Origin of the sequence: Engelhardtia mirabilis, assembly GCF_007748095.1 — a bacterium.
Classification (GTDB): Bacteria; Planctomycetota; UBA1135; order UBA1135.
Map to the genome: position 1 here is coordinate 4,075,815 of NZ_CP036287.1, position 20,665 is coordinate 4,096,479.

At 71.2% G+C, this 20,665-nt stretch carries 15 protein-coding genes; 5 read left to right on the forward strand and 10 right to left on the reverse strand.

Annotated features, from left to right (window positions below; all coding sequences use genetic code 11):
* Positions 1 to 13 precede the first annotated feature (13 nt).
* From Pla133_RS15120 to Pla133_RS15130, 3 genes are all read right to left on the reverse strand, one after another.
* Entirely contained in the window at positions 14 to 1,726 is a 1,713-nt protein-coding gene (locus Pla133_RS15120) for an efflux RND transporter periplasmic adaptor subunit (protein ID WP_145066675.1), read from the reverse strand.
* Positions 1,727 to 1,875: 149 nt separating this feature from the next.
* Positions 1,876 to 2,310 (reverse strand): hypothetical protein, encoded by a 435-nt coding sequence (locus Pla133_RS15125; RefSeq protein ID WP_145066677.1) that lies wholly within the window; start codon positions 2,308 to 2,310, stop codon positions 1,876 to 1,878.
* Between the two features lie 143 nt (positions 2,311 to 2,453).
* The gene (locus tag Pla133_RS15130) at positions 2,454 to 4,616 is read right to left on the reverse strand and encodes an ArnT family glycosyltransferase (protein WP_145066679.1); all 2,163 of its coding nucleotides are present in this window, start codon (positions 4,614 to 4,616) and stop codon (positions 2,454 to 2,456) included.
* A 177-nt stretch (positions 4,617 to 4,793) separates the two neighbouring features.
* On the opposite strand from Pla133_RS15130, the gene Pla133_RS15135 reads away from it, so the two are divergent.
* The 3 genes from Pla133_RS15135 (at position 4,794) to Pla133_RS15145 (ending at position 8,493) form a co-directional block, all read left to right on the forward strand.
* Positions 4,794 to 5,558 (forward strand): polyprenol monophosphomannose synthase, encoded by a 765-nt coding sequence (locus Pla133_RS15135; protein WP_145066681.1) that lies wholly within the window; start codon positions 4,794 to 4,796, stop codon positions 5,556 to 5,558.
* A 5-nt stretch (positions 5,559 to 5,563) separates the two neighbouring features.
* Positions 5,564 to 6,718, forward strand: coding sequence for an alkaline phosphatase family protein (locus Pla133_RS15140; protein ID WP_145066683.1), 1,155 nt, complete (start codon positions 5,564 to 5,566; stop codon positions 6,716 to 6,718).
* Positions 6,719 to 6,834: 116 nt separating this feature from the next.
* A complete protein-coding gene (locus Pla133_RS15145; protein WP_145066685.1) occupies positions 6,835 to 8,493 on the forward strand; it encodes an aryl-sulfate sulfotransferase in 1,659 nt (552 codons plus the stop codon).
* Between the two features lie 226 nt (positions 8,494 to 8,719).
* Here Pla133_RS15145 and Pla133_RS15150 read toward each other — a convergent pair whose 3' ends face one another.
* The 7 genes from Pla133_RS15150 to Pla133_RS15180 all read right to left on the reverse strand — a co-directional run bounded on the left by Pla133_RS15150 (position 8,720) and on the right by Pla133_RS15180 (position 18,497).
* The gene (locus Pla133_RS15150; RefSeq protein ID WP_145066687.1) at positions 8,720 to 10,519 is read right to left on the reverse strand and encodes a YncE family protein; all 1,800 of its coding nucleotides are present in this window, start codon (positions 10,517 to 10,519) and stop codon (positions 8,720 to 8,722) included.
* A 319-nt stretch (positions 10,520 to 10,838) separates the two neighbouring features.
* The gene (locus tag Pla133_RS15155) at positions 10,839 to 11,762 is read right to left on the reverse strand and encodes a glycosyltransferase family 2 protein (RefSeq protein WP_419191562.1); all 924 of its coding nucleotides are present in this window, start codon (positions 11,760 to 11,762) and stop codon (positions 10,839 to 10,841) included.
* Positions 11,759 to 13,153, reverse strand: coding sequence for an exodeoxyribonuclease VII large subunit (gene xseA, locus Pla133_RS15160; protein ID WP_145066691.1), 1,395 nt, complete (start codon positions 13,151 to 13,153; stop codon positions 11,759 to 11,761). The genes Pla133_RS15155 and xseA overlap by 4 nt, the downstream gene beginning before the upstream one ends.
* A 3-nt stretch (positions 13,154 to 13,156) precedes the next feature.
* The gene (locus Pla133_RS15165) at positions 13,157 to 15,376 is read right to left on the reverse strand and encodes a hypothetical protein (protein ID WP_145066693.1); all 2,220 of its coding nucleotides are present in this window, start codon (positions 15,374 to 15,376) and stop codon (positions 13,157 to 13,159) included.
* The gene (locus Pla133_RS15170; RefSeq protein WP_145066695.1) at positions 15,373 to 16,215 is read right to left on the reverse strand and encodes a HEAT repeat domain-containing protein; all 843 of its coding nucleotides are present in this window, start codon (positions 16,213 to 16,215) and stop codon (positions 15,373 to 15,375) included. The genes Pla133_RS15165 and Pla133_RS15170 overlap by 4 nt, the downstream gene beginning before the upstream one ends.
* Before the next feature lie 45 nt (positions 16,216 to 16,260).
* Positions 16,261 to 17,145 (reverse strand): aminotransferase class IV, encoded by an 885-nt coding sequence (locus tag Pla133_RS15175; protein ID WP_145066696.1) that lies wholly within the window; start codon positions 17,143 to 17,145, stop codon positions 16,261 to 16,263.
* On the reverse strand, positions 17,142 to 18,497 hold the full coding sequence (locus tag Pla133_RS15180) for an anthranilate synthase component I family protein (protein WP_419195394.1): 1,356 nt from the start codon (positions 18,495 to 18,497) through the stop codon (positions 17,142 to 17,144). The genes Pla133_RS15175 and Pla133_RS15180 overlap by 4 nt, the downstream gene beginning before the upstream one ends.
* Before the next feature lie 306 nt (positions 18,498 to 18,803).
* Here Pla133_RS15180 and Pla133_RS15185 point away from each other — a divergent pair, with 306 nt between their 5' ends.
* Positions 18,804 to 20,144 (forward strand): MFS transporter, encoded by a 1,341-nt coding sequence (locus Pla133_RS15185; RefSeq protein WP_145066700.1) that lies wholly within the window; start codon positions 18,804 to 18,806, stop codon positions 20,142 to 20,144.
* A gap of 67 nt (positions 20,145 to 20,211) precedes the next feature.
* The gene (locus tag Pla133_RS15190; RefSeq protein WP_145066702.1) at positions 20,212 to 20,637 is read left to right on the forward strand and encodes a hypothetical protein; all 426 of its coding nucleotides are present in this window, start codon (positions 20,212 to 20,214) and stop codon (positions 20,635 to 20,637) included.
* Positions 20,638 to 20,665: the final 28 nt, after the last annotated feature.

A 20,665-nucleotide genomic window follows, 5' to 3' on the forward strand; every position in this document is an offset into this window, starting at 1 on the left:
TGGCTCCGAGGCGTCAGTGGGCGTGGCCGTGGCCGAATTCGGCGGGAGACGCCGAGGCCAGGCGCAGCAGGTAGGCACCGGCGGTCACGACCCGCTCGCCGGGCTCGAGCCCCGCGCGCACGCTGACCAGGTCGCCGTCGCGCGGGCCCAACTCGAGGTACCGCTTCTGGAAGGTCTCGCCGTCCAGCAGCACGAAGGCGATCGGTTGGCCGCTCTCGGTGACCACGGCCGTGGTCGGCACGGCGACGGCTTCAGCGGCGCTCCCCGTCGCGAGTTGGAGGTCCACGTACATCCCGGCGCGCAGGAGTCCGTCGGGATTGTCGGCCGCGAAGCGCAGGGCCACGGTGCGCGCCCCCGGCTGCACCTCGCGGCCCACGCTGACCACGCCCCCGTTCAAGTCGGCGACCACGTCGAAGCGTCGATCGGGGAAGGCCGGGATCTCGAGCAGTGCGCCCAAATCGTCGCCCACGGCGGCCAGGTCGAACTCGGACACGTTGGCCACCAGCCAGACCCGCTCCAGATCCATCAAGCGGAAGATCGTGGCTTGGCTCGCCACCGCTTCGCCGCGCACGTGGCCCACTTCGACGACCTCGCCGTCGATCGGGGCGACCAGGGGCGCCCGTCCGGGCACCTCGGCGGCGGTGGTCGCGATCGCGGCGTCGGCACGCAACTGGTCCAGCCGCGCGCGAGCGCGCTCCACGGACTCGGCCAGGGCCAGGGCCCCTTCGATCTCGCGCGACGCGAGCTCGACGTCCATGCGCTTCTGGGCCAACTCGCTCTCGGTGCCCAGGTCGGAGGCTCTCAAGGTCTCGGCGCGCTGGAGGGCCGCGCGCGCGAACTCCAGGCGCGTCTGGGCACGGATCCGCGCCTGCTCGACGTCGACGGAGCGGGCCTCCAGGTCGAGTTCACGCCCCATCAGGTCCAGCTCCAGTCCGCGCAAGCTGGCTTCGTTGGCCACCGCGGCCGCGCTGTCGCCGATCGACAAGGGTGGATCCAGGAAGCCGAGCACCTGACCGGCCACGACCCGCTCGCCGATGCGCGGCAGGTCCCCGGACTCGGGGGCTGCGAGTCGCCCGTCGAACGGCGCGCCGACGACGGCCAGCTCGCCCTGGGGCACCTCGACCACCCCAGGCACCCGCAGGCGTTCGGTCAGGGTGCGCCGCTCAACCACCTCGGTCCTCAGCCCGATGCGCCACTGTTGCTCGAGCAGGAAGTGGGTCACGTCCGCCGGTTCCTCGACCTCCTCGGCCTCGGCCGCCGCGTGGGCGCGGGCCTCGTCCGGATAGACCAGCACCTGCTCGATGGGGATCGTGGCCCGGACGTCGGCTCCGTCGACGATCAGGCGCGCCGCGTAGATCGCCGGATCCTCGATCGCACCGGCGGGGATGAAGATCCCGGGCACCTCGGCTCTCTCGGCGACGAGCGTCACCTGCTGGCCGCCGTCGCCCGACAGTTCGAGCCGCACGCTCGCATCCGCGAGGGGCGCGCCGCTGGCCAGCAGGGTCAGGTGAGCGAGGAAACGCGCTTCGACGCCGGCGACCAGGGGCGGGTACTCGAGGTACAGCCCGAGCTCGTCGGTGAACAGGGTCACGCCGATGGCGACGTGGTCGTGGTCGTCGTCGCCGACAGCGTGCTCGTGGCCCTCGTGGTCGAGATCCTCGTGGATCTCGGACGAACAGCCCCACGCGACGACGGACAGCAAGACGACCAGCAGGGTGCGATCCAAGGCGGATCGGCAGTCATGGTGGAGCATCGTGGCCCCCTCTCGTACGCAGCGGTCTGAATGGACTCGATTCGGCGAGCCGCGCCTACCATCGGCAAGCCGCTCACCTGTGCGCGCGGCCCACGAAGGCACAGCGCGCGTCGACGGTTCGTTCAGGCCGCGATCGGAGGACCGCGGGTCTCAGGCTGCAGACGGGGTGGCGCCGCGGGCGGACCGCGCAGGTCGACGGCCATCCTCCACCCCGCACAGGCGACCGGGGGCGCGACGAGCGTCGCCGGCAGGATCGCCAACAGGTCCACGCAGGCGTCCGGCGAGGTCGGTCGCTGGACGATCAGATCGGCGTCGTGGACCTCGGAGCAGTGCTCCTGGTGGTCGTCGTCGGTGTGCGTCGGACCGTGCCCGACGTGGGCCGCGCAGTCCGCGTCGTGGCTGACGAGGTGGTCCGTGGGGCCGCAGTGCTCCTCGAGGGCCAGGTGCAGGGGCACGTAGAACGTGCGCAGCATCAGCGCTCCGAGCAGCAGCACGCCCACGAACGCGGAAGCTCCGCGTCGGCCACGCTCCGGCCCGCTCGCTCGGTTCAAGGACACCACTGCCGCCCGTCTTCGACCAATAGGCCCTGGATGTCAAGCGCCGGGGGCGGATCGATTCTCAATCGGCGGAGCGCCGAGCCCGGTCCAGTACGACTGCGCGTCGTCCGAGGCGCCGGCGGACCTGGTCTGCCACTCCGACGTTACTTCAAGCCCGGATCGGCCCCCGGCGGGCCGCCGCGGGTGTCGTAGACGTAGATCGACCAGCCGATCCGCATGAAGGGCTCGTAGTCGATCAGCCAGCGGTAGAGCGGGTGGCTGCGGTAGTAGTTGATGGCGTTGACCGCCACGAAGCCCTGCACCGGCTCGCCCGTGGGGCGCACGACGTTGCCGAAGCCCAGGTTCGACAGCTCGGCCTTGGTGTAGGGGTCGTAGTGCAGGCCGCCGGCGGCCTCGACCACCTCGCGGTTGCGTGCGTACCAGCGGCCCAGCTCGCGCACGTCCTGGCCCCAGTCGTCGCTGACGACCGTGATCTCGGGCCCCTTCACGGGCCCACCCGCAATCGCGTTGAAGTACATCAACGAGTGCGGGTGGATCCACAGGCTCTCGAGCGCCGCCACCAGGGCCAGGCCGATCCCGAGCCGCGGCACCAAGGCCTCGAGCCGACCGGCGAGCAGCGCCAGGAAGGGGAACACCGGCAGCACGTAGCGCACACCCATCAGGGCGTTGCCGGTGGAGAAGAGGTAGAAGCTGAGCGCTGGGAAGGCGAGGAACGCGGCCGCGTCGAGCAGGGTCCAGGGCCTGGCCGCGGCGCGGCGCCCGAAGACGAAGGCCAGGGCCAGGCCGGCCACGATCGCCACGAGGAAGGCGATCGGGTTCTTCACCCCCATCACCACCGTGTAGTACTCGGGGAAGGGGTTGACCCCGTCCTTGAACGTCGTGCTCGGGACGATCAGGTTGCGCCGATAATAGCTGCCGTGGCCGTAGTCGCCGTGGTGCAGCTGGTAGTCCACGCCGCGCAGCGCGGTGAACAGGGGGATCGGCACCGCATCGCCGAGCAGGCCGCGGGTCAGGCGCTCGACCCAGCCCTGGGTGAAGAGCTGCTCGTCCCAATCGTCGTAGCGGGCGGCGCCGTACCACTCGCTCCAGGCCTCGGTCCCGGTCAGGCGCGAGCCGTCCGGCTGGCGCAGCTCGCGGTCGGCCAACTGCGGCAGGAGCTCGAGCTTGGTCTCGACCGGCACCAGGGCGTCGGGCGCTTCGAGGACGGCGGCGAAGGCCTCGCGACGAAGATCGCCGGGGCCACCGTCGAGGGCCGTCAGCGCCCGCGCCGCGGCGGCGGCGAGGCCCTCGGGCTCGGTTCTTCGGGTCAACTCGCGCCAGGCCACGATGGCGCGCGAGGTGTCGCCCGCGCCGAGCACGGGCCCCAGCAGGCTGTCGACGTTGCCGACGCCGTCGACCTGCGCCAGCTCCGCGCGCAGGGCCGATTCGATCACCTCGCGGGTCGGTGCTTCGGCCTTGGAAGACACCCTGTAGGCAGCCTTGCCCCAGGCCTCGTTGGCCGAGAGGGACTCGAAGCCGTAGCCCGCCGCGAAGACCGTCAGCCCGCCCAGGATCACCCGCGCCAAGAGCAGCAGCGGCCGCGCGCTGCGGCCACGGATCGCCGCCAGGGCCGCCAGGCCGAGGAAGGCCGGGACCAGCAGCAGGGCGGTGAACTTGGTCAACTCGGCCAGGCCGAAGGCAACTGCGGCCCACAGGGTCCGCCGCGCCGTGGGCTGATCCAAGGCGTCCGCGAAGGCCACCACGGCGATGAAGATCAGCGCCGCCGAGCCCATGTCCAGGGCCGCCAACCGGCCGTTGGCCAGGACGTTCGGGTTCAGGGCCAAGAGCGCCGAGGCCGCGAACCCCGCGCGGGGGCCGAAGCGCTTGCGTGCGGCCGTGAAGACCACCCAAGTCAGGGCGGCGGTCAGCAGGCAGAAGGGCACCCGAGCGGCGAACAGGTTGCGGTCGAGCTGCGCCCCGTTGCGGTCGTAGAAGAAGGCCACCGGGAAGTTGAGCTGGTCGGCCCACGTCGACGGCCAATCGATGCCAGGCAGCAGCAGGAGGGGCGCGCCCGCCAGGTACTTCAGGAGCGGCGGATGCTCGCGATTGAGGGCGAACTCACCGTCCCGCAGGTAGGCGTAGCCCGACGAGATGTAGAAGTGCTCGTCGTAGGTGGGGCCCACCGTCCAGGCCCCGTGCAGCAAGAGCGCGAGCTGGAGGCCGATCAGGGCCAGCATCCAGCGACCCCACAGGCGGCTGGCCGCGGCGGAGGCCGGGTCGCTCGCGGACGCTGGCGAGGGTTGGTTGGCGGGAGAGCTGGAGGCCATCGGCGCCCATAGCCAAGCCGCTGGAGGCGCCCCGGGCAAGCGCCGTCCCCGTCTCCCTCGCCGCTCCGCCCAAGGTTCCGCGCGGGGCCGCTTGGCACCCCGGTCGCGACCCGAGTAGATTTCGACCTCGCCCAGCCCGCCCGGCGCGACCTCGCGCGCCCCGCCCCCCACCCCGCGATGCCCCCCACCTCCGACGGAGCGGCCCCCAAGGTCGTCTGCACGGTCCCCACGTACAACGAGGCCGAGAACATCCTCGACCTCTCGCGGGAGCTGCTCGCCCTGGGGCCCGAGTTCGAGGTGCTCGTCATCGACGACGACTCCCCGGACGGCACCTGGAAGCTGGTCGCCGAGGCGGCCAAGACGGAGCCACGGCTGCACCTGCTGCACCGCACCGTCGACCGCGGGCGCGGCGCCGCCGGCCGCGATGGCTTCGTGCGGGCCCTGGAGATGGGCGCCGACGTCGTCGTCGAGATGGACGCCGACTTCTCCCACCACCCGCGCTTCGTGCCGGCCATGCTCGCGCGGCTGAACACGGTCGATGCGAGGTCCGGGGCCGAGCTGGGCCTGGTGCTCGGGTCGCGCGGCGTCAGCGGCGGCAGCGACGCCGACCGCGGCGCCCTGCGGCAGGTCATCACCAAGGCCGCGAACCTCTACATCCGCCTGCTGCTCGGGGTGCCCGTCGCGGACTGCAACTCCGGCTTCCGCTGCTGGCGGGCCAGCACCCTGCGCGCGATCGAGGTGGAGAAGACCTTCTCCCCCGGCCCCGCGATCGTCCAGGAGCTCTTGTTCAAGACCGCCCGCGCCGGCATCGGCATCGCCGAGATCCCGATCGAGTTCGTGGACCGCGTGCGCGGCGAGTCGACCTTGACCATGCGGATCCTGCTCCAGGGCTACACCACCGTGCTCAAGTTGCGCTGGATGGCGCTGACGGGCAGGCTGTAGCCGCCATGGACGAGGAGCGCGCGGGAACGGAGCGGCTGGCGAGGTTCGCCCTGGCCGCCCTGGTGCTGATCTTCCCCCTGGTCTACCTCGTCAAGGTGGTGACAGGGGAGCGCGTGCCCGTGCCCCAGCGCGCCGATCCGGCCTGGATCCACCTGGTCCTCATCACCGTCGGCGACTGGTCGCAACCGACCTTCGAGCCCGAGTCGCCGGCCCTGGTGCAGATGCTCCAACGGGGCGTGTTCGTGGGCCCGATCTACTCCGCCAGCGACGACCCGGGCGCCTCGGCCGCGAGCCTGTGGACCGGTCGCTACCCGGCCAACAGCGGCGTGCAGTCGTCGTCCCAAGCCCTGCCCTTCGGCGCCTGGACCCTGGCCGAGGGCGCGCGCCGCAGCGGCTACCGCACCGCCGCCTTCCTACAGCAGCCATTCGCCACGCGCCAGAACATCGGCGGCTTCGACCAGGTCATCGAGGGCGAGTCCCTCGATGTCGAGCGGCTGTCGCAGTTGGCCGATTCCTTCCTGCGCCAACATCCGGACCAGCGGCGGCTCCTGTGGCTGCACCTGGAGCGGGCCGGGCGCGACCTGGCCGACGTGGACGCCCTCTTGGGCGCCGTGCAGGCGACCCTGGCCGACACGGGCGACGAGGTCGACACGCTGACCATGGTCACCGGCCTGACGGGCTCACCCCGCGGCTGGATGGAGGCGCGCTGTCGCGTGCCGCTGATGATGGAGCTGCCCACGCAGCTCTCCGCGCGCAGCCGCTCGTCGTCACACCTGAGCCTGGTCGATGCCACCGGGCTGCTGCGGCTCTTGATGCGCCTGCCCAACCCGGACGCCGGCGCAGGCGAGAGCGCGCTGCAATCGCGCGGCGAGACCCTGTGGAACGCGGTCAAGGGTGTCGAGGTCTTCGAGTGGGTCTGGATCGAGGGCGAGTTCGGGCACGTCATGCGCCGCCCGGGGCTGCGGGTGCAGGTCGACCCGGCCCCACCCGACCAGGTGCCCACCCGCGACCTGCGGATTCTGAACGGCACCCAGGCCAGCGGGCAGAGCATGCCGCACCTGTCGCCCGCCGACGAGCGCGGTGCCCTCGAGGCCTACCTGTCGGTTCGCAAGCAGGTTTACGAGGGCGCGACGGAGCCGATCGACGCCCTCGGGGGCTGAGGCCGAGGGAGCGCGCGGACGTCGACCGACAGTGGTCGTTGCGAATCCCCGCGACGCAGGTCGAGCGGTTAGAACCGGGTCCGATTGATCCGTTCCCGACCACGCCACGACGCGCGATGATTCAGAAGACTCCAGCCCTCGCTCTTACGCCCCTCGCCCTCGGCTTGCTGATCGCCGTCGCACCGGCGCAGACGCCCCAGCGCGGACTGACCCTGTTCAACCCGAACGCCGACACGAACACCTACCTGATCGACAACAGCGGTCAGGTGGTGCACTCCTGGGCCTTCGGTCAGATGCCCGGCAACACGGTCTACCTCGAACCCGACGGCACCCTGCTGCGCTGCAAGCAGGTCGCAGGCGGGCTGACGCTGGGCGGCTTCGGCGGCGGCATCCAACGCGCGGCCTTCGACGGCACGTTGACCTGGGACCTCAACCTAGCCAACGCCCAGATCCACCAGCACCACGACGCGATCTCCTTGCCGAATGGGAACGTGCTGACGATCGTGTGGGAGCGGCTGAGCGCGGCCGACGCCATCGCCGCCGGCCGGAACCCCTCCACCCTCGCCGGCCCCAACTGGATCCCCGACGCGATCGTCGAGTACCGCCAGACCGGACCGAGCACGGGCGTGGAGGTCTGGCGCTGGCGGGCCATGGACCACCTGATCCAGGACTTCGATCCCACCAAGGCCAACTTCGGCGTGGTCGCCGACCATCCCGAGCGTCTCGACATCAACTTCCCGCCGACCGGCCCCCCGACCGGGGAGTGGCTGCACGTCAACTCGGTCAGCTACGACCCGGTCTTCGACCAGGTGCTGATCAACTCACCCTTCCGGGGCGAGTTCTGGATCGTCGACCACAGCACGACCACGGCCGAGGCGGCGGGCAGCACCGGCGGCAACTCCGGCAAGGGCGGAGACCTGCTCTACCGTTGGGGCAACCCGGCCGCACACGGCGCGGGGACCGTGCTCGACCAGAAGCTGTTCAATCAGCACGGCACGAAGTTCATCGAGCCCGGTCGACCGGGCGCCGGCAACGTGCTGGTGTTCAACAACCAGGTCGCCGGCCCGCCGCTGCACTCGGAGGTTTGGGAACTGGAGCGCCAGGCCGACGGCACCGGTGCCTACCCCCTGGCGCCGGGCGCGATCTGGGGCCCCGCCGCGCCCGTCTGGACCTACGTCGCCCCGAACCCGGGCGACTTCTACTCGGGCTTCCTCTCCAGCGCCCAGCGCCAGCCGAACGGCGACACCCTGGTCACCAGCGGAACCCAGGCCTGGTTGTTCGAGGTCACGAACGCCGGCGCCAAGGTCTGGGAGCACTTCAACACCTTCCCCGCCGTCGGCGGAAAGATGGTCTTCCGCTCCACCCGCTACGAGCACTACCTGTGGTCGGACGCGGCCGAGGTCTCGGCGGCGAGCGGCGCCACGGTGGGCTTCGACCTGCTCGCCGGCTCGGACTTCGCGGGACACGTCTACCTGCTCCTGGGCTCCGCCAGCGGCACGAGCCCGGGCCTGCCGATCGACGGCGAGCTGCTGCCACTCGTGACACCCGATCCCTACTTCAACTTGACCCTCGGCCAGCCGAACGTCGCGCCGTTCGCGCAGACCCTGGGCGTCCTCGACGGACAGGGACGCGCCAGCGCGAGCCTGACCGTCCCCGCCGGTGCGGTCGGAGCCCTGGTCGGCGTGACCCTCGACCACGCGTTCGTCGCCATCGACCCGGTGGGCTTCGCAGTCAGCTTGGCCAGCAACTCGCAGTCGTTGACGATCGTGCCCTGAGCGGACTGATTCCGTTCCGCGTCGTCCCAACTACGGGCCGTACGGTGCCGGGATCATTTGTCCCACCAGCCGCCAGTGATGCTGCGGCTCGCAGCAACACTGGCGGCTGGTGGGACAAATGATCCCGGCACCGTACGGCCCGTACGTCCCAGCAAACGCAAACCGGCCGGCAGCCCCGCGAAGGGCTGCCGGCCGGCATTGACCTGGGCGCGTCGGCGCCGGGGTCTCAGAGCGTCGCCGGCTCGGATGAGGCGACGAACTGCAGGGTCAGGGGCGAGAACAGCAGGGCCTGGAGCACGGCGATGCCGGTCTGGCCCGTGCCGTTGACGAAGGTCGCGCTGACCTCGCCGCTGGCGTCGAAGGGCAAGAGCCCTGTCGCGATCTGGACGGTGGCCAGGTCGAGGCCGGTGAAGATCGACTCGAGCCCGGGTACGGGCAGCTCGGTGGAGCTCGCCAGGCTCGCGGGGCCCCAGACCAACAGGGCCGCGGCACCGGCGATGCCGCCGCCCACGCGCACCTCGACCGGACCCTGGCCGCTGACGCCGGGACCGATCAGGTCCAGCTGCATGCGCGCGGGCTTGAGCTCGACGCGGTCGTGGGCCCCGGCGGGGTCGACCGTGAGGTAGCGGATCGTCCCGGCTTCACTGGACTGGAAGGCCTGGAAGGGCTCCAGGCCCCCGCCGAGCTCGAACTCCAGCTCGTCGACGTACTCACCCGGGTCCGCCTGGAGCAGGGTGATCGGTGCGCTGCCGCCCGCGGAGAACAGGATCCGGCCGGCGCCGGCCACGGGGTCCGAGTCGGCGATCAGCAGGTCGTTGGAGCCCTCGAGCAGCAGATCACGCAGGTCCGTGAAGCCACCGGCCAACAGGGTCGCATCCGCCAGGCTCAGGCCGCCGAGGGTCTCGGGCAGGTCCTTGTTCCACGGGTTCGAGACCGTGTCGAGGTACAGGTGGAAGCGGTCGACGTGGAAGTTGTAGGAGCGCGCCGACACGTAGAGGGTGTGCTGGCCCGGGGTCAGGTCGAAGTAGGCCTGCTCGTTGGGGAGGCTCCCGCTGTAGTCGAACCACGACAGGAAGTTCCACACGCCGACGTTCTGCCAACCGCCGTTGGAGAAGCACTTGAGCCACGGGCCGTTGTCCATGCGGACCCAGGCGTCGTTCTCCTTGTCCGACTCCGGGTAGTCGTGGCGGTTGTGGATCACGAACTCGTAGCGGCCGCCCGTGGTCACCTCGAAGGTGTAGCTCAGGGTGCCCACGTCGGGAGTGTTGAAGAAGTTCCCGCCGTCCCAACGGAAGTAGCCGTCGCCGGCGAAGCCCGTCTTGGTGTTCTCGAGCTTCCATTGGTCGACGGGCGGGACCGACTCGGTCTCGATCACGATCAGGCCGTTCTGCTCGACGTAGCCGGCGGCCGGCGGGTTGGCCAGGGTCGCCGGGTCGAAGCGGTAGATGGCGCTGGAGCCGGCCGGCGCGGGGACCTGGTCCGTCCGCGTGCCGACCAGCAGCCCGCCATCGGGAGCCATGGCGACGGGGCCGGGCGCACCACCCAGAAGGGCGATGGTGGTCGTGTTGCCGGTGGTCAGGTCGAGGCGCGAGAGCACGTCGCCGCTGACGATGATCGAGCTGGGTGATTCCCAGGCGGCGTCGAAGTTGCCGGACAGGGTGGCCAGCTTGGTTCCGCCGCTGAGGTCCAGCTCGAAGCGAAAGATGTCGCCCGAGTCCCGCTGGCCCGCGATCACGAAGGTCTCGGTGGGATCGATCAGCACGAACCCCGCCTCGCCGATCTGGTCGAACTTGCCGAGCGTGCCGTTGGAGGTTCCGGCCGCCCAGAAGCGGCGCACTTGGAAGCCGTCGTTGCCGACGGACTTGCCGTCGGAGAGGGTCGCCACGGCCTGGGACGGCACGACGTGCGACGGAAGGGTCTCGAGGCCGAAGCCCGGGAGGGGATCGTCGAGGGTCGGAGTGAGACCAGCAGCGGGGAGCGCGGTCAGCGAGAGGGCGGCGGTGAATGCGCAGGCAGCACGAATCATCGTCGAAGCAGGGGTCGGGAACATCGCGAGGCGCCTTGGGAGGAGTCCGTCCGGCGGTTTTCGAGCGGAACAGTCTAAGAGGCCACAATGTGGCCCGTCCCGCTCAACCATCCCTCGTGAGTCACGCTGGGCCCAACGAAGGTCTGCCTTTACTCGGATAGAACCTCGAATCAACCGGGAAGGACCTTCCGGCGACTCTCGAACCAACTTTCCAAGGGCTCTCGGGTGCGACGACCAGGAATCGGCGCGGGTTCAAGGGAGTTTCAGGTCTCGATGAGAACCGGCGGATCCGAGCCTCGAAACTCCTCGCCGCGAGCCCTCACCAGAGGAATGTGCCGCCGGGCTCCAACACCTCGGCCGTGACCCGACGCCCTCGCAGCCCGTGCCAGGTACCCAGGGCCTTGGCGATCGCGCCGCGGGCCTCGCCGCGGAACAGCGAGCGCAACAGCACGAGCGGCCAGGTCAAGACGTCGTAGACGAGGAACCGCAGCCAGCGCACCGGCGTCCCGTGCCGCCGCAGGAACCACGGCGTGTTGACGGCCATCATGTACTTGCGGCGCGGGTTGTAGCCCCCACCGGTCGAGGTGTGGGCGTCGTGGAAGACGTGCACCGGCCCGAGGCAAACCACCCCGAAGCCCTGCTCCACGGCCCGCACGCAGAAGTCCACGTCCTCGTGGTAGGCGAAGAGGTCGCCGTCCAAACCCTCGAGCTGTTCGTAGACCGAGCGCCGCGCCAGGAGCGCACAGCCGGCCACGTAGTCGACCGCGGTCGTCGCCTGCCACGGCTCGCCATCCGGCTGGCGGTGGCCACGCAGGGTCGAGAGGTTCTCGCGGAAGGTCAACATGCCCCCGGCGGCCCAGACCAGGTCCGGCTCCTTCTCGTAGAGCACCCGCGGTCCGACGATGCCTACGTCCTCGTGCTCGACCAGGTACTGCTCCAACCGCCGCAATGCTCCGCGAGGCACTTGGACGTCGTTGTTGACCAGGAACACCGCGTCCGCCCCCCTGTCGAGCGCGATCGCCACGCCCCGGTTGCAGCCGTGCCCGTAGCCCTCGTTGGTGTCGTTGCGAACAACCGTCAGCGCCGGATAGCGCTCGAGCACGCGCTCCAGCGAGCCGTCGACGCTGGCGTTGTCGATGAAGACGATCTCCTCGGGCTCGAGCTCCTGATCCAACAGGCTCGCGATGCAGGGCAGGTTCGCCGCCCCACCGTTCCAGTTCACGACGACCGCGAAGATCCTCACTCGGAGCGCTCCGATCCCGGGTCGACCGCGAACACCCGGCTGCGCGCGCTGCCGCGGGCGAAGCGCGTCTCGAGCTCGTCGCCCACCGACAGGTCACTCCCGTCGCGCACCGCGACGCCGGCAGCGTCGTTGGTGATCGAATAGCCCCGCGCCAGCACCTTCAGGGGCGAGATCGCATCGAGCGTCCCGGCCGCCAGGGCCAGCCGCCGATCCGCGCGTTCGAGGGTCGTCCGCGCGCCGCCCTCGAGCCGCGGGGCCAGGGCCGAGAGGCGCCGCTCCCACAGCTCGACCCGAGCACGGGGACTCACACGTCCCAGGCGGTTGGCCAGGGAACCCAGCCGCTCACCCGCCCGACCGAGGTCGCGCGCCGATGCGGAGTGCAGACGCGCCAGCAGGTGGCGCAGCTCCCGCGCCCGATCGGCCAGGATCCACTCGGCGCCGCGCAGGACCCGCGAGCCGCTAGCCCGCGCCAAGCGATCCGCGCGCGCCTCGACCAGCTCGTCCATGGCCTCGAGCAGGTGGTTCCAGAGCCGCTCGAGCCGCTCCTCGCGCGCCGCGCGGTCGGGAATCACCGTTTGAGCCGCGTCCGTCGGTGTGTGCGCGCGGTGGTCGGCCACCAGATCGGCCAGGGTCGTGTCGGTCTCGTGCCCGACGCCGCTCACCACCGGCACCGAGCATTCCCAGATGGCCCGCGCCACCGGCTCCTCGTTGAAGGCCCACAGGTCCTCGAGCGAGCCTCCGCCACGGGCCACGATGATCACGTCCACGCCGCTGGCGTCGAGCCGCGCGATGGCCGCCGCGACCTGTTCGGCCGCGCCCGGTCCCTGCACCGGCGTGTGGCACAGGCGCAGGGGATGCCCGGACCAGCGCAGGGAGCGGGTGCGCAGGATGTCGCGCAGGGCGGCGCCGTCGCGACTGGTGACGACCCCGATCAGGCGCGGGCTCGTGGGCAGCGCCCGCGCGCGCCCGAACCAGCCCCGCTCGCGCAGCTCCGCCTTGAGGGCCTCGAGACGCGCCAGCAGCTGCCCCACCCCCACCGGTTCCAGGCGGTCGACCACCAGGCTGTACGAGCCGCGGGGTGCGTAGACGTCGACGGTTCCGTGGGCCACGACGCGGTCACCCTCGCGCGGGTTGAGGCGGCCCACCCGCGCCACGTGGCTGCGCCAGACCACGCACGAGATGCGCGCGCCGGCGTCCTTCAGGTCGAAGTAGACGTGACCCGAGGCGGCCTTCTTGAGGCCCGAGAGCTCGCCCTCGACGCGCACGCGCCCGAAGCCCTGGAGCTGCGCGGCGATGCGCCGCGTCAACTCCGTGACGCTCTCGGCCGCGTCCTCGAGCTCGGACGCTCCGGCACCCGTGCGCGACGGCGGCTCCTCGAACAGTCCGCGCATGGTTCAGCTCGAACTGCCGTCGCCGGCGGCGGCAAAGCCCGGGAGCTGGGCTCGGCTCCAGGCGGCCCCGTCGGCGCGCGGAATCACGATCCGCAGCCGTCCGTCCAGGAAGGGCGCCTTGGCGCCGCCGCGCATCGTCGAACCATCGAACAGGTCGATCGTCAGGGTCTCATCCTTCAGGTCGAGGCGCATGCGGTCGGCGAACAGGTGCCGCTGGGTGCGTCCCTGATCGTCGCGCACCTCGAAGTGCACGTCGTGCCACTCCTCGTCCACGATCCCGCCGAGCCAGGCCAGGTGGTAGCCGCTGCCGGCGGGCTCGCGCGCGAGCAGCCCGTTGATCGTCGAGCGCACCATGGGCAGGGACCATCGCCCGTCGTCGATCACCCGCGCCAGGGCCTCCGACATGAACAGCTCGGGCAGCGCGTCCATGAAGGGCTCGGGGTCCACGTGGCGCAACTCGATGCGGTGGCGGCCGTTCTCGAAGGGCAGGCGCCGCCCGCCCTCGGAACGATAGCCCTGCTCGAGCATCAAGGTCAGGCTGCGGCCGGAGCGACTCCCTTCGAGCCACATCCGCGCGGCGTAGATACCGCCCGTCAGGCGGCCGCGGTCGTCGACGGTGCGAAACACCACGGGGCCGGTGCCGATCGACTCGGGCGGTTCGGTCGTCTCGTCGGGCACCTCGATCACTTCGGGCAGGGCCACACTGGCCATGGCGGCCGCGAGGCGGCCGTCTTCGTCGGCGTTCCCCGTGAACGACTCCTGCACCGCATCCCGACCCGGCACGTTCTCGGCCACGTCGGAGAACGGCGCACCCTGCTCGGCCCCAGGGTCCGGCGCGCCAGGTTGTACGGGGCCGGCGATCACATCCCCCGCCACGTCGATGCCCGCCGCGTGTTGCGCCCCGCCGGAACCGGGCTCGCCCGGCGCCGCGTCGAGGTCCGGCGCGCCCGCAAGTGCGCCGACCACTTCCGTGTCCGGTGCCGCGTCGGGACCGGGCGCACCGGGGATCTGCTCGTCAACTCGGCTCGAGTCCGCAGTGGAGGCATCCGCCCCGGTATCGACCGCCGGCAGGCCACCATCGAGGGCGGCCAGGGCGCCCGCCAAGGTGTTCGAGTCGTCGCCGGCTGCCTCGTCCTCGACGACGGGCTGGGCGAAGATCAACTGGCCTGCTTCCAGGAGCTCCACGCCCCAGATGCCCTCCGACCGCAACAGGTTGTTGAGGCGTCGCGCACGGGTGGCGCTGGCCTCGCGCGCCGCGACGACCTCGGCCGCCTCGATGGCGACCGCGGGGTCCGGCTCCACAGCCTCTTCGACCTCCGGCTCGAGGGGCGGAAGGTCGAGCAGGGCGCGCAACTGCTGTTCCAGGGGCCCCATGTCGGTCAGACCCGCGAGCACCCGTTGATGCTCGATGAAGGCCATCTCGCGGTCGATGCGCGAAGTCTCCATGCGCCCGAGTTCACCGTTCAGGCGCGCAACTTGAGCCTCGAGTTGCGCCACGCGCTCCAAGGCACCGTCGAGGTCGAGGGCGGCGGTCCCGTCCGGCTCGACGCGCTCGGCGCGCGGCTCGGTGCCCGCCGTCGATCCCGCCGTCGATCCCGCCGTCGTCGCCGTCACCACCGCCAGGCTGCGAGGCAGGTGGTCGGCACGCTCCTCGCTCTGGGCGAGGGTCCAGTCGGCGACCTCGGGGAAGGTCGACTCCAACCCGACCAGGGTGCCCTCGCCGCTGGGCGGTCGACCCCAGAGGGCCAGTTGGAGGCCGGAGCCCGACGTCAGCGCGGTGCTCGGCGGCGCCAGTAGCGCGCCCACCGCGCCGCGATCGCCCTCGACCTCGGGCAGCGCCAGGTCGGATCCGGTCCCTGTCACGCGGAGGGCACTCCAGTCGATCGAGAGCGGTTCGGACTCGCCTTCGAGCCCGAGTTCCAGGCGGAAGGGTTCGCCCCCCACAAGTCCCAGGCTGCGGCGCAGGGCCTGGGCTTCGAAGGACTGACGCTCGTGGTCCGCGTGCCAGGGCGCCAGGCGCGCGACCAGGATGCGGTCCCCATCGAGCTCGAAACGACCGCGCCAGATCGTGACCTGAGGCGGCTCCTCCACCGACACGGGCGGCTCGCCGAGGCCCGACGAAGCCGCGGGCGGCCCGACCCGCAGCCACCACAGGGCAGCCACGAGGATCGGAATCAGCAGCGCGACGGGACCGACGCGCGTGGATCGCTCGACGTCAGTCAATCGGCGCGACCGGCGTCCCAGTCCTTCTTCTTGTTGTCGTTCCACCAATCTCGCCAGGCGTAGAACTCACGCTCGTCGTGTCCGGTGAGGACCTGCAGCGTGTCCCGCACGGCGGCGGAGATGGCGTCGAAGCGCTCGCGCGCCTCCTCGTAGGCCGAGCTGGCGTCCTCCCCATTGGCCAGTGCGTCCTTGAGCGGGATGATCGTCTTGAGCAGGTTCTCGACGATGTCCTTGCGGACCTTCTGATCGGCCTCGACGTAGCCGGCCAGACCCACCGAAGCGGCCGCGACCAGCTCTTCGTCCTTGTGGTCGAGCATCTCGATCAAGGGCTTCACGCCCTTCTCGGGGTGCACGCGACCCAGGGACTTCAACACGGCCCCATGGGCGCGCAGGGTCTCGCGCAGGGCCTTGTGGTCGACGAGTTTGATCAGCGCGGGGCCCGACTCGGGCCCCATGCGTCCGAGGGCGGTGGCCGCCGCGATCTGCAGGGTGTCGCGGGGCTGGTCCTCGTCGTCGAGCAGCCGCTTGACCGTCACCGCGTCGGCGATCCCGTCGACGATCGACTCGCGATCCTTGGGTCCGCTCTCGGGAAACTCCTGGAGCAGGCTGTCGACGAGGCCGACCGCGGCCTCGTCCTGCTCGCCCTTGCGATCGTTGTAGTGCTCCTCGAGCTGGTCGAGCAGCTTGGCGACCTCGGGCCGCTCGTCAGGCTTCGGGGCCTCACCCTCCTCCTGCGACATGCCGGCAGCCGTGAGCCCAGAGATGGGCCCCGTGACTGGGGTCAGAGGAACAGCCGTTGCCGGCGTGAGGCTGAGAAGCAGGGTCAGAAGGGTGCTCATGGCGATCATCTACGGAGCAGGTGGGTCGACTGCGGGTTCGCCAGCCTACATCGACGCACCCCGCCCGCGATCCTTCCCGGAGTCCGCCTTCCGCACCCGGGGCCCGACTTCCAGCTCCTCGAATCGCCGCTGGAGCGCGGCGGCCACCGGCCCGGCCGCCCCGGGCAGGTCGAGCCCCAGGCCCAGGACCTCGTCCACCGCCAGGACACCCTGTAGGGAATTGGTCAACAGGATCTCGCTGGCCCGGGCCAGCTCGGCGGGTGCGATCGCCGCCACCTCCGTTGGCAGGATCGGCCGATCGTCGGCCAGGAGCGTCGCGCGCGCGACGCCCGGCAGGCAGCCGCGGCAACTGGGCGGCGTCCGCAGGCGGCCGTCGACCACGACCCACAGGTTGGCGACGGTGGCCTCGACCCAATCGCCGTCCGTGGTCGCGAGCAGGGCGTCGTGGGCTCCGCGGGCGACGGCCCGCTCCCGCATCAACACCTTGCCCAGCCGTCCGGTGTGCTTGATCTGCTCGAGCAGGTCGCCCGGCCGCACGACGGGACCCGCGGGCCAGAGCACCACGCGCGCCGGACGCTCCGGCAGGGGCCGTGCCTCGATCCACCAGCGAGTGCCAGGCGCCGCCCGCGGCGAGACCGTCAAGCGCAGGGCGGCGCGATCCACGGGCAGGGCCTCGGCCAGCCGCTCGATTCCGTCGGCGAGGCCATCGAGGTCGGGCAGGTCCAGACCCAGGGAGCGCGCCGAGCGCGCGAGTCGCTGCAGGTGCGCGTCGACGAGTCGCGGCACGCCGCGCAGGGCGAGGGTCTCGAACAGACCGATCCCCAGTCGCAGGGCCGGATCCGCGATCGAGACCCGCGCCGCGTCGGCGGGCACCAGCTCGCCCTGCAACACGACGGGCCAGGCCGCGCCGCGATCGGTCGGGTCGCTCACCGCGAGCCCTCCCCCGCGGCGTCAGCCACCGCCTCGCGAGGGTCGAGACCCAAGGCCGCGAGCATGGCCCGGGCCTTGTGGATCGTCTCCGACTCCTCGGCCGCGGGGTCCGAGTCCCAGGTGATCCCGCCGCCGACGCGCAGGGAGACCTCGCCGCCGCCGGGCGTCGGACGCCACAGCAGGGTTCGGATCAGAATGTCGAAACAGGCGCGGCCGCGGGTGTCGAGGAAACCCAGTGAGCCGGTGAAGAAGCCGCGGCCCTCGCCCTCGAGCAGGGCGATGGCCTCCATCGAGCGCAGCTTTGGCGCGCCGGTGATCGAGCCCCCCGGGAACAACGCCTCTAAGAGCGCCACCGCGTCGACCCCGGGGCGCGGGCGGGCGCGCACCGTCGCGACCAGGTGCTGCACCGCCGCGTAGCGCTCGAGCTCGGGGAAGGCGTCGACGCTGACTCCACCGGGCGTGGCCACGCGGCCCAGGTCGTTGCGCTCGAGGTCCACGATCATGGCCAGCTCGGCGCGGTCCTTGACACTGGCCAAGAGCTCCCGCGCCAGGCGCGCGTCTTCCTCGTCGTCGATGCCGCGCGGCGCGGTGCCCTTGATCGGACGGGTGACCGCCTCGCGGCCGTCGAAGTCGAGCAGCAGCTCGGGGGACGACGAGAGCAACGCCCCACCCGGGAACTCCAGGTAGCCGGCGTAGGGCGCCGGGTTGGCGGCGCGCAGGCTCTCGTAGAGCGCCAGCGGCGACTGATCGACGGAGCAACTGATGCGGTGGGCGATGTTCGCCTGGTACAGCTCGCCGTCGCGGATCAGCTCGCGCACGGCCTCGACGCGCTGGCGATGTTCCTCAGGCGGCGTGTGGCGTTTGAGTCCGCGGCCGGCAACCGCGAGCGGCGGTGGGTTGACGCGAGCGTCGGCCAGGCGATCGCGGGCGTGCTCGAGGCGCCGCTCCAGGGGTCCGCGCGGGTCGTCGTCGAGTTCGGCGGCGACGAGGGTCGCCGTCCCGCGCACGTGATCGAGCAAGAAGAAGTCGGTGTAGAGCCCTCCCGCGATCAGTGGCTGACCCCAGGGCTCCGCGGGCAGCTCAAGAGCCTCCCCCGCCACGCCGAGGTCGTAGGCCAGGGCGCCGATGAACCCGCCGGCGAAGGGTCCCTGCACGCCCAGATCAGGGATCTGGCCAACCAGGTCCCGCAGGCCGGCGATCGACGTCGTGCCCTCGGCGCGGACGAGTGGATCGAAGCCCACCAGACTCCAGCGACGCGGGCTCCCGGCGACCGAGTCCAGGGCGACGGGCCCGCCCAGGCAGACCGCCGCGCGCAGGGCGATGACCGCGTCGATCCCCTGTTCGAGCTGCAACTGCTCCACCCTCGAGGGGCGACCTGCTCCAGCGCTCCCGTTCATTCGGCCGGGAGTCTACGAAAGACGGTCGGCAGCCCTTGGATTCGCTCCGGCGCGGGAGAAAGGCCGCAGGCGCCCGAGTCCCGGGCAGTAGCCTGACGCCCTCGTGCCCTGATCCCGAAGTTCGACCGCACCTGGCGGGTGTTCCGACGCGGGAACGCGTCGCTGGCGCGCCTCGCCGGCGACCACCCGGCCCACGGCCGTTGCCGTCGACCTTCGCGCTCAGGACACCAGTTCCGCCACGGCTCCCGACTCCCTCGAACCTTGTCCAATAAGCGCTCCGGCCGGTCCGTCCTGGGCCTCGTGTTCCTGACCATCTTCATCGACATGGTCGGGTTCTCGGTGCTGTTCCCGCTGTTCCCGGATCTGCTCGCCCACTACTTGGATGCCGAGGGCCCTGGCAGCTTGATCGGCGGACTGGAATCGACCCTGCAGGGTTGGGTCGGCGGTCGCGAGGGTGCCGAGTTCGCGGTGATCGCGCTCTTCGGCGGCGTGTTGGGTTCGCTCTACTCGATGCTGCAGTTCCTGTTCGCACCCTTCTGGGGCGGGCTCTCCGATCGCATCGGCCGTCGCTCGACCCTGCTCTTGACCCTCGGCGGCACCGCGCTGTCCTACCTCGTGTGGTTCTTCGCCGGCAGCTTCGCGCTCCTGATCGTCGCGCGCATCCTGGGCGGGATCATGGCCGGCAACATCGCCACCGCCAGCGCGGTCATCGCCGACGTGAGTGAGCCGAGCAAGCGCGTCAAGAACATGGCCGTGGTCGGCATCGCTATCGGCCTGGGCTTCGTGCTCGGCCCGGCGGTCGGTGCACTGGCCTACCTGCATATCGACGTCCTGGCCTGGTGGCCCGGCGGCGAAGCCCTGGGCGTCAACCCCTTCTCGGGCGCGGCCCTCGCGGCCCTGGTCCTGGCCCTGTTCAACTGGCTGTGGGCCGCTGTCCGCTTCCCCGAGACCCTGCCCGTCGAGCGTCGCGGCAGCTCCGACGGCGCCGAGCGCTCTCGCAACCCCTTCGCCGCCCTGGCGCGCATCAACCTGCCCGGGGTGACGCGCACCAACATCACCTACCTGATCTACCAGACCTGCTTCGCGGCGATGGAGTTCACGCTCGTGTTCCTGGCCGCCGACCGCTTCCTCTACGGGCCGAAGGAGAACGCCTGGATGTTCGTCTTCGTGGGACTCACGATCGCGTTCATCCAGGGCGGCGTCGTGCGGCGCCTGTCGGGCAAGGTCTCCGAGAAGAAGATCGCCATGGCGGGGATCACGCTGATGTTCCCGGGGCTCTTGGCCGTGGGCTTCAGCGGCTCGCCCAACCTGCTCTACTTCGGCCTGTTCTTCCTGGCCGCTGGCAGCGCGCTGACCTTCCCGAGCCTGTCGGCGCTGATCTCGCTCTACGTGCCGAGCACCGACCAGGGCCTGGCCCTGGGCACCTTTCGCTCCATGGGATCCCTCTCGAGGGCCATCGGACCGGTGCTGGGTGGCCTCGCCTATTGGGGTCTGGGGACCACCGCGCCCTACTTGATGGGGGCGCTCGTGCTGATCGTGCCCCTCGCCATGGCAGCCACCCTGCCGCCGATTCCCGAGGACGAATCCGTCTCGGCTACCTGACCGGGGTGGACGAATCTCGACCCGGGCATCAAGGCCCGGGCGGGGCCCGGTCGATCCTCCGTTCGCCATGAAAGCCTCCCGCACCCTCGCCCCCCTGCTCCTGACCGCCGCCGCCCTCGCTGGAGGCCACGCAGCCTCGCGACCCGAGGTGGCCAGCCTCCAGCAGGACAAGGCGACCCTCGAGGAGCGGGTGCTGACCCTCGAGAGCAAGGTGGCGGAGCTCTCCCGGCGGATGGAGCAGGTCGCGGCGGACGCCAGCACCTCGCGCCAGAAGACCGACCAAACGGTGGACTACCTGCGCCGCCAGGCCAAGCAGGCCGAGCGGCTGAAGCAGTCCTTGGACGTCTCCGAGGAGGCGGGTTTCACGGCTGGCATCAACCCCCGCTCGCGCGAGGTGCTGCTCGAGGCCTTCCGCGGCGTTGCGTCCGAGGCTCAGGTCGGCCTCCCCGGTGGCAACGCCGCGCCCGCGCCGACGGGCGGGCGTCGCCCCTGACGGGCGCTGCGCGCGACCACGAGGGGCG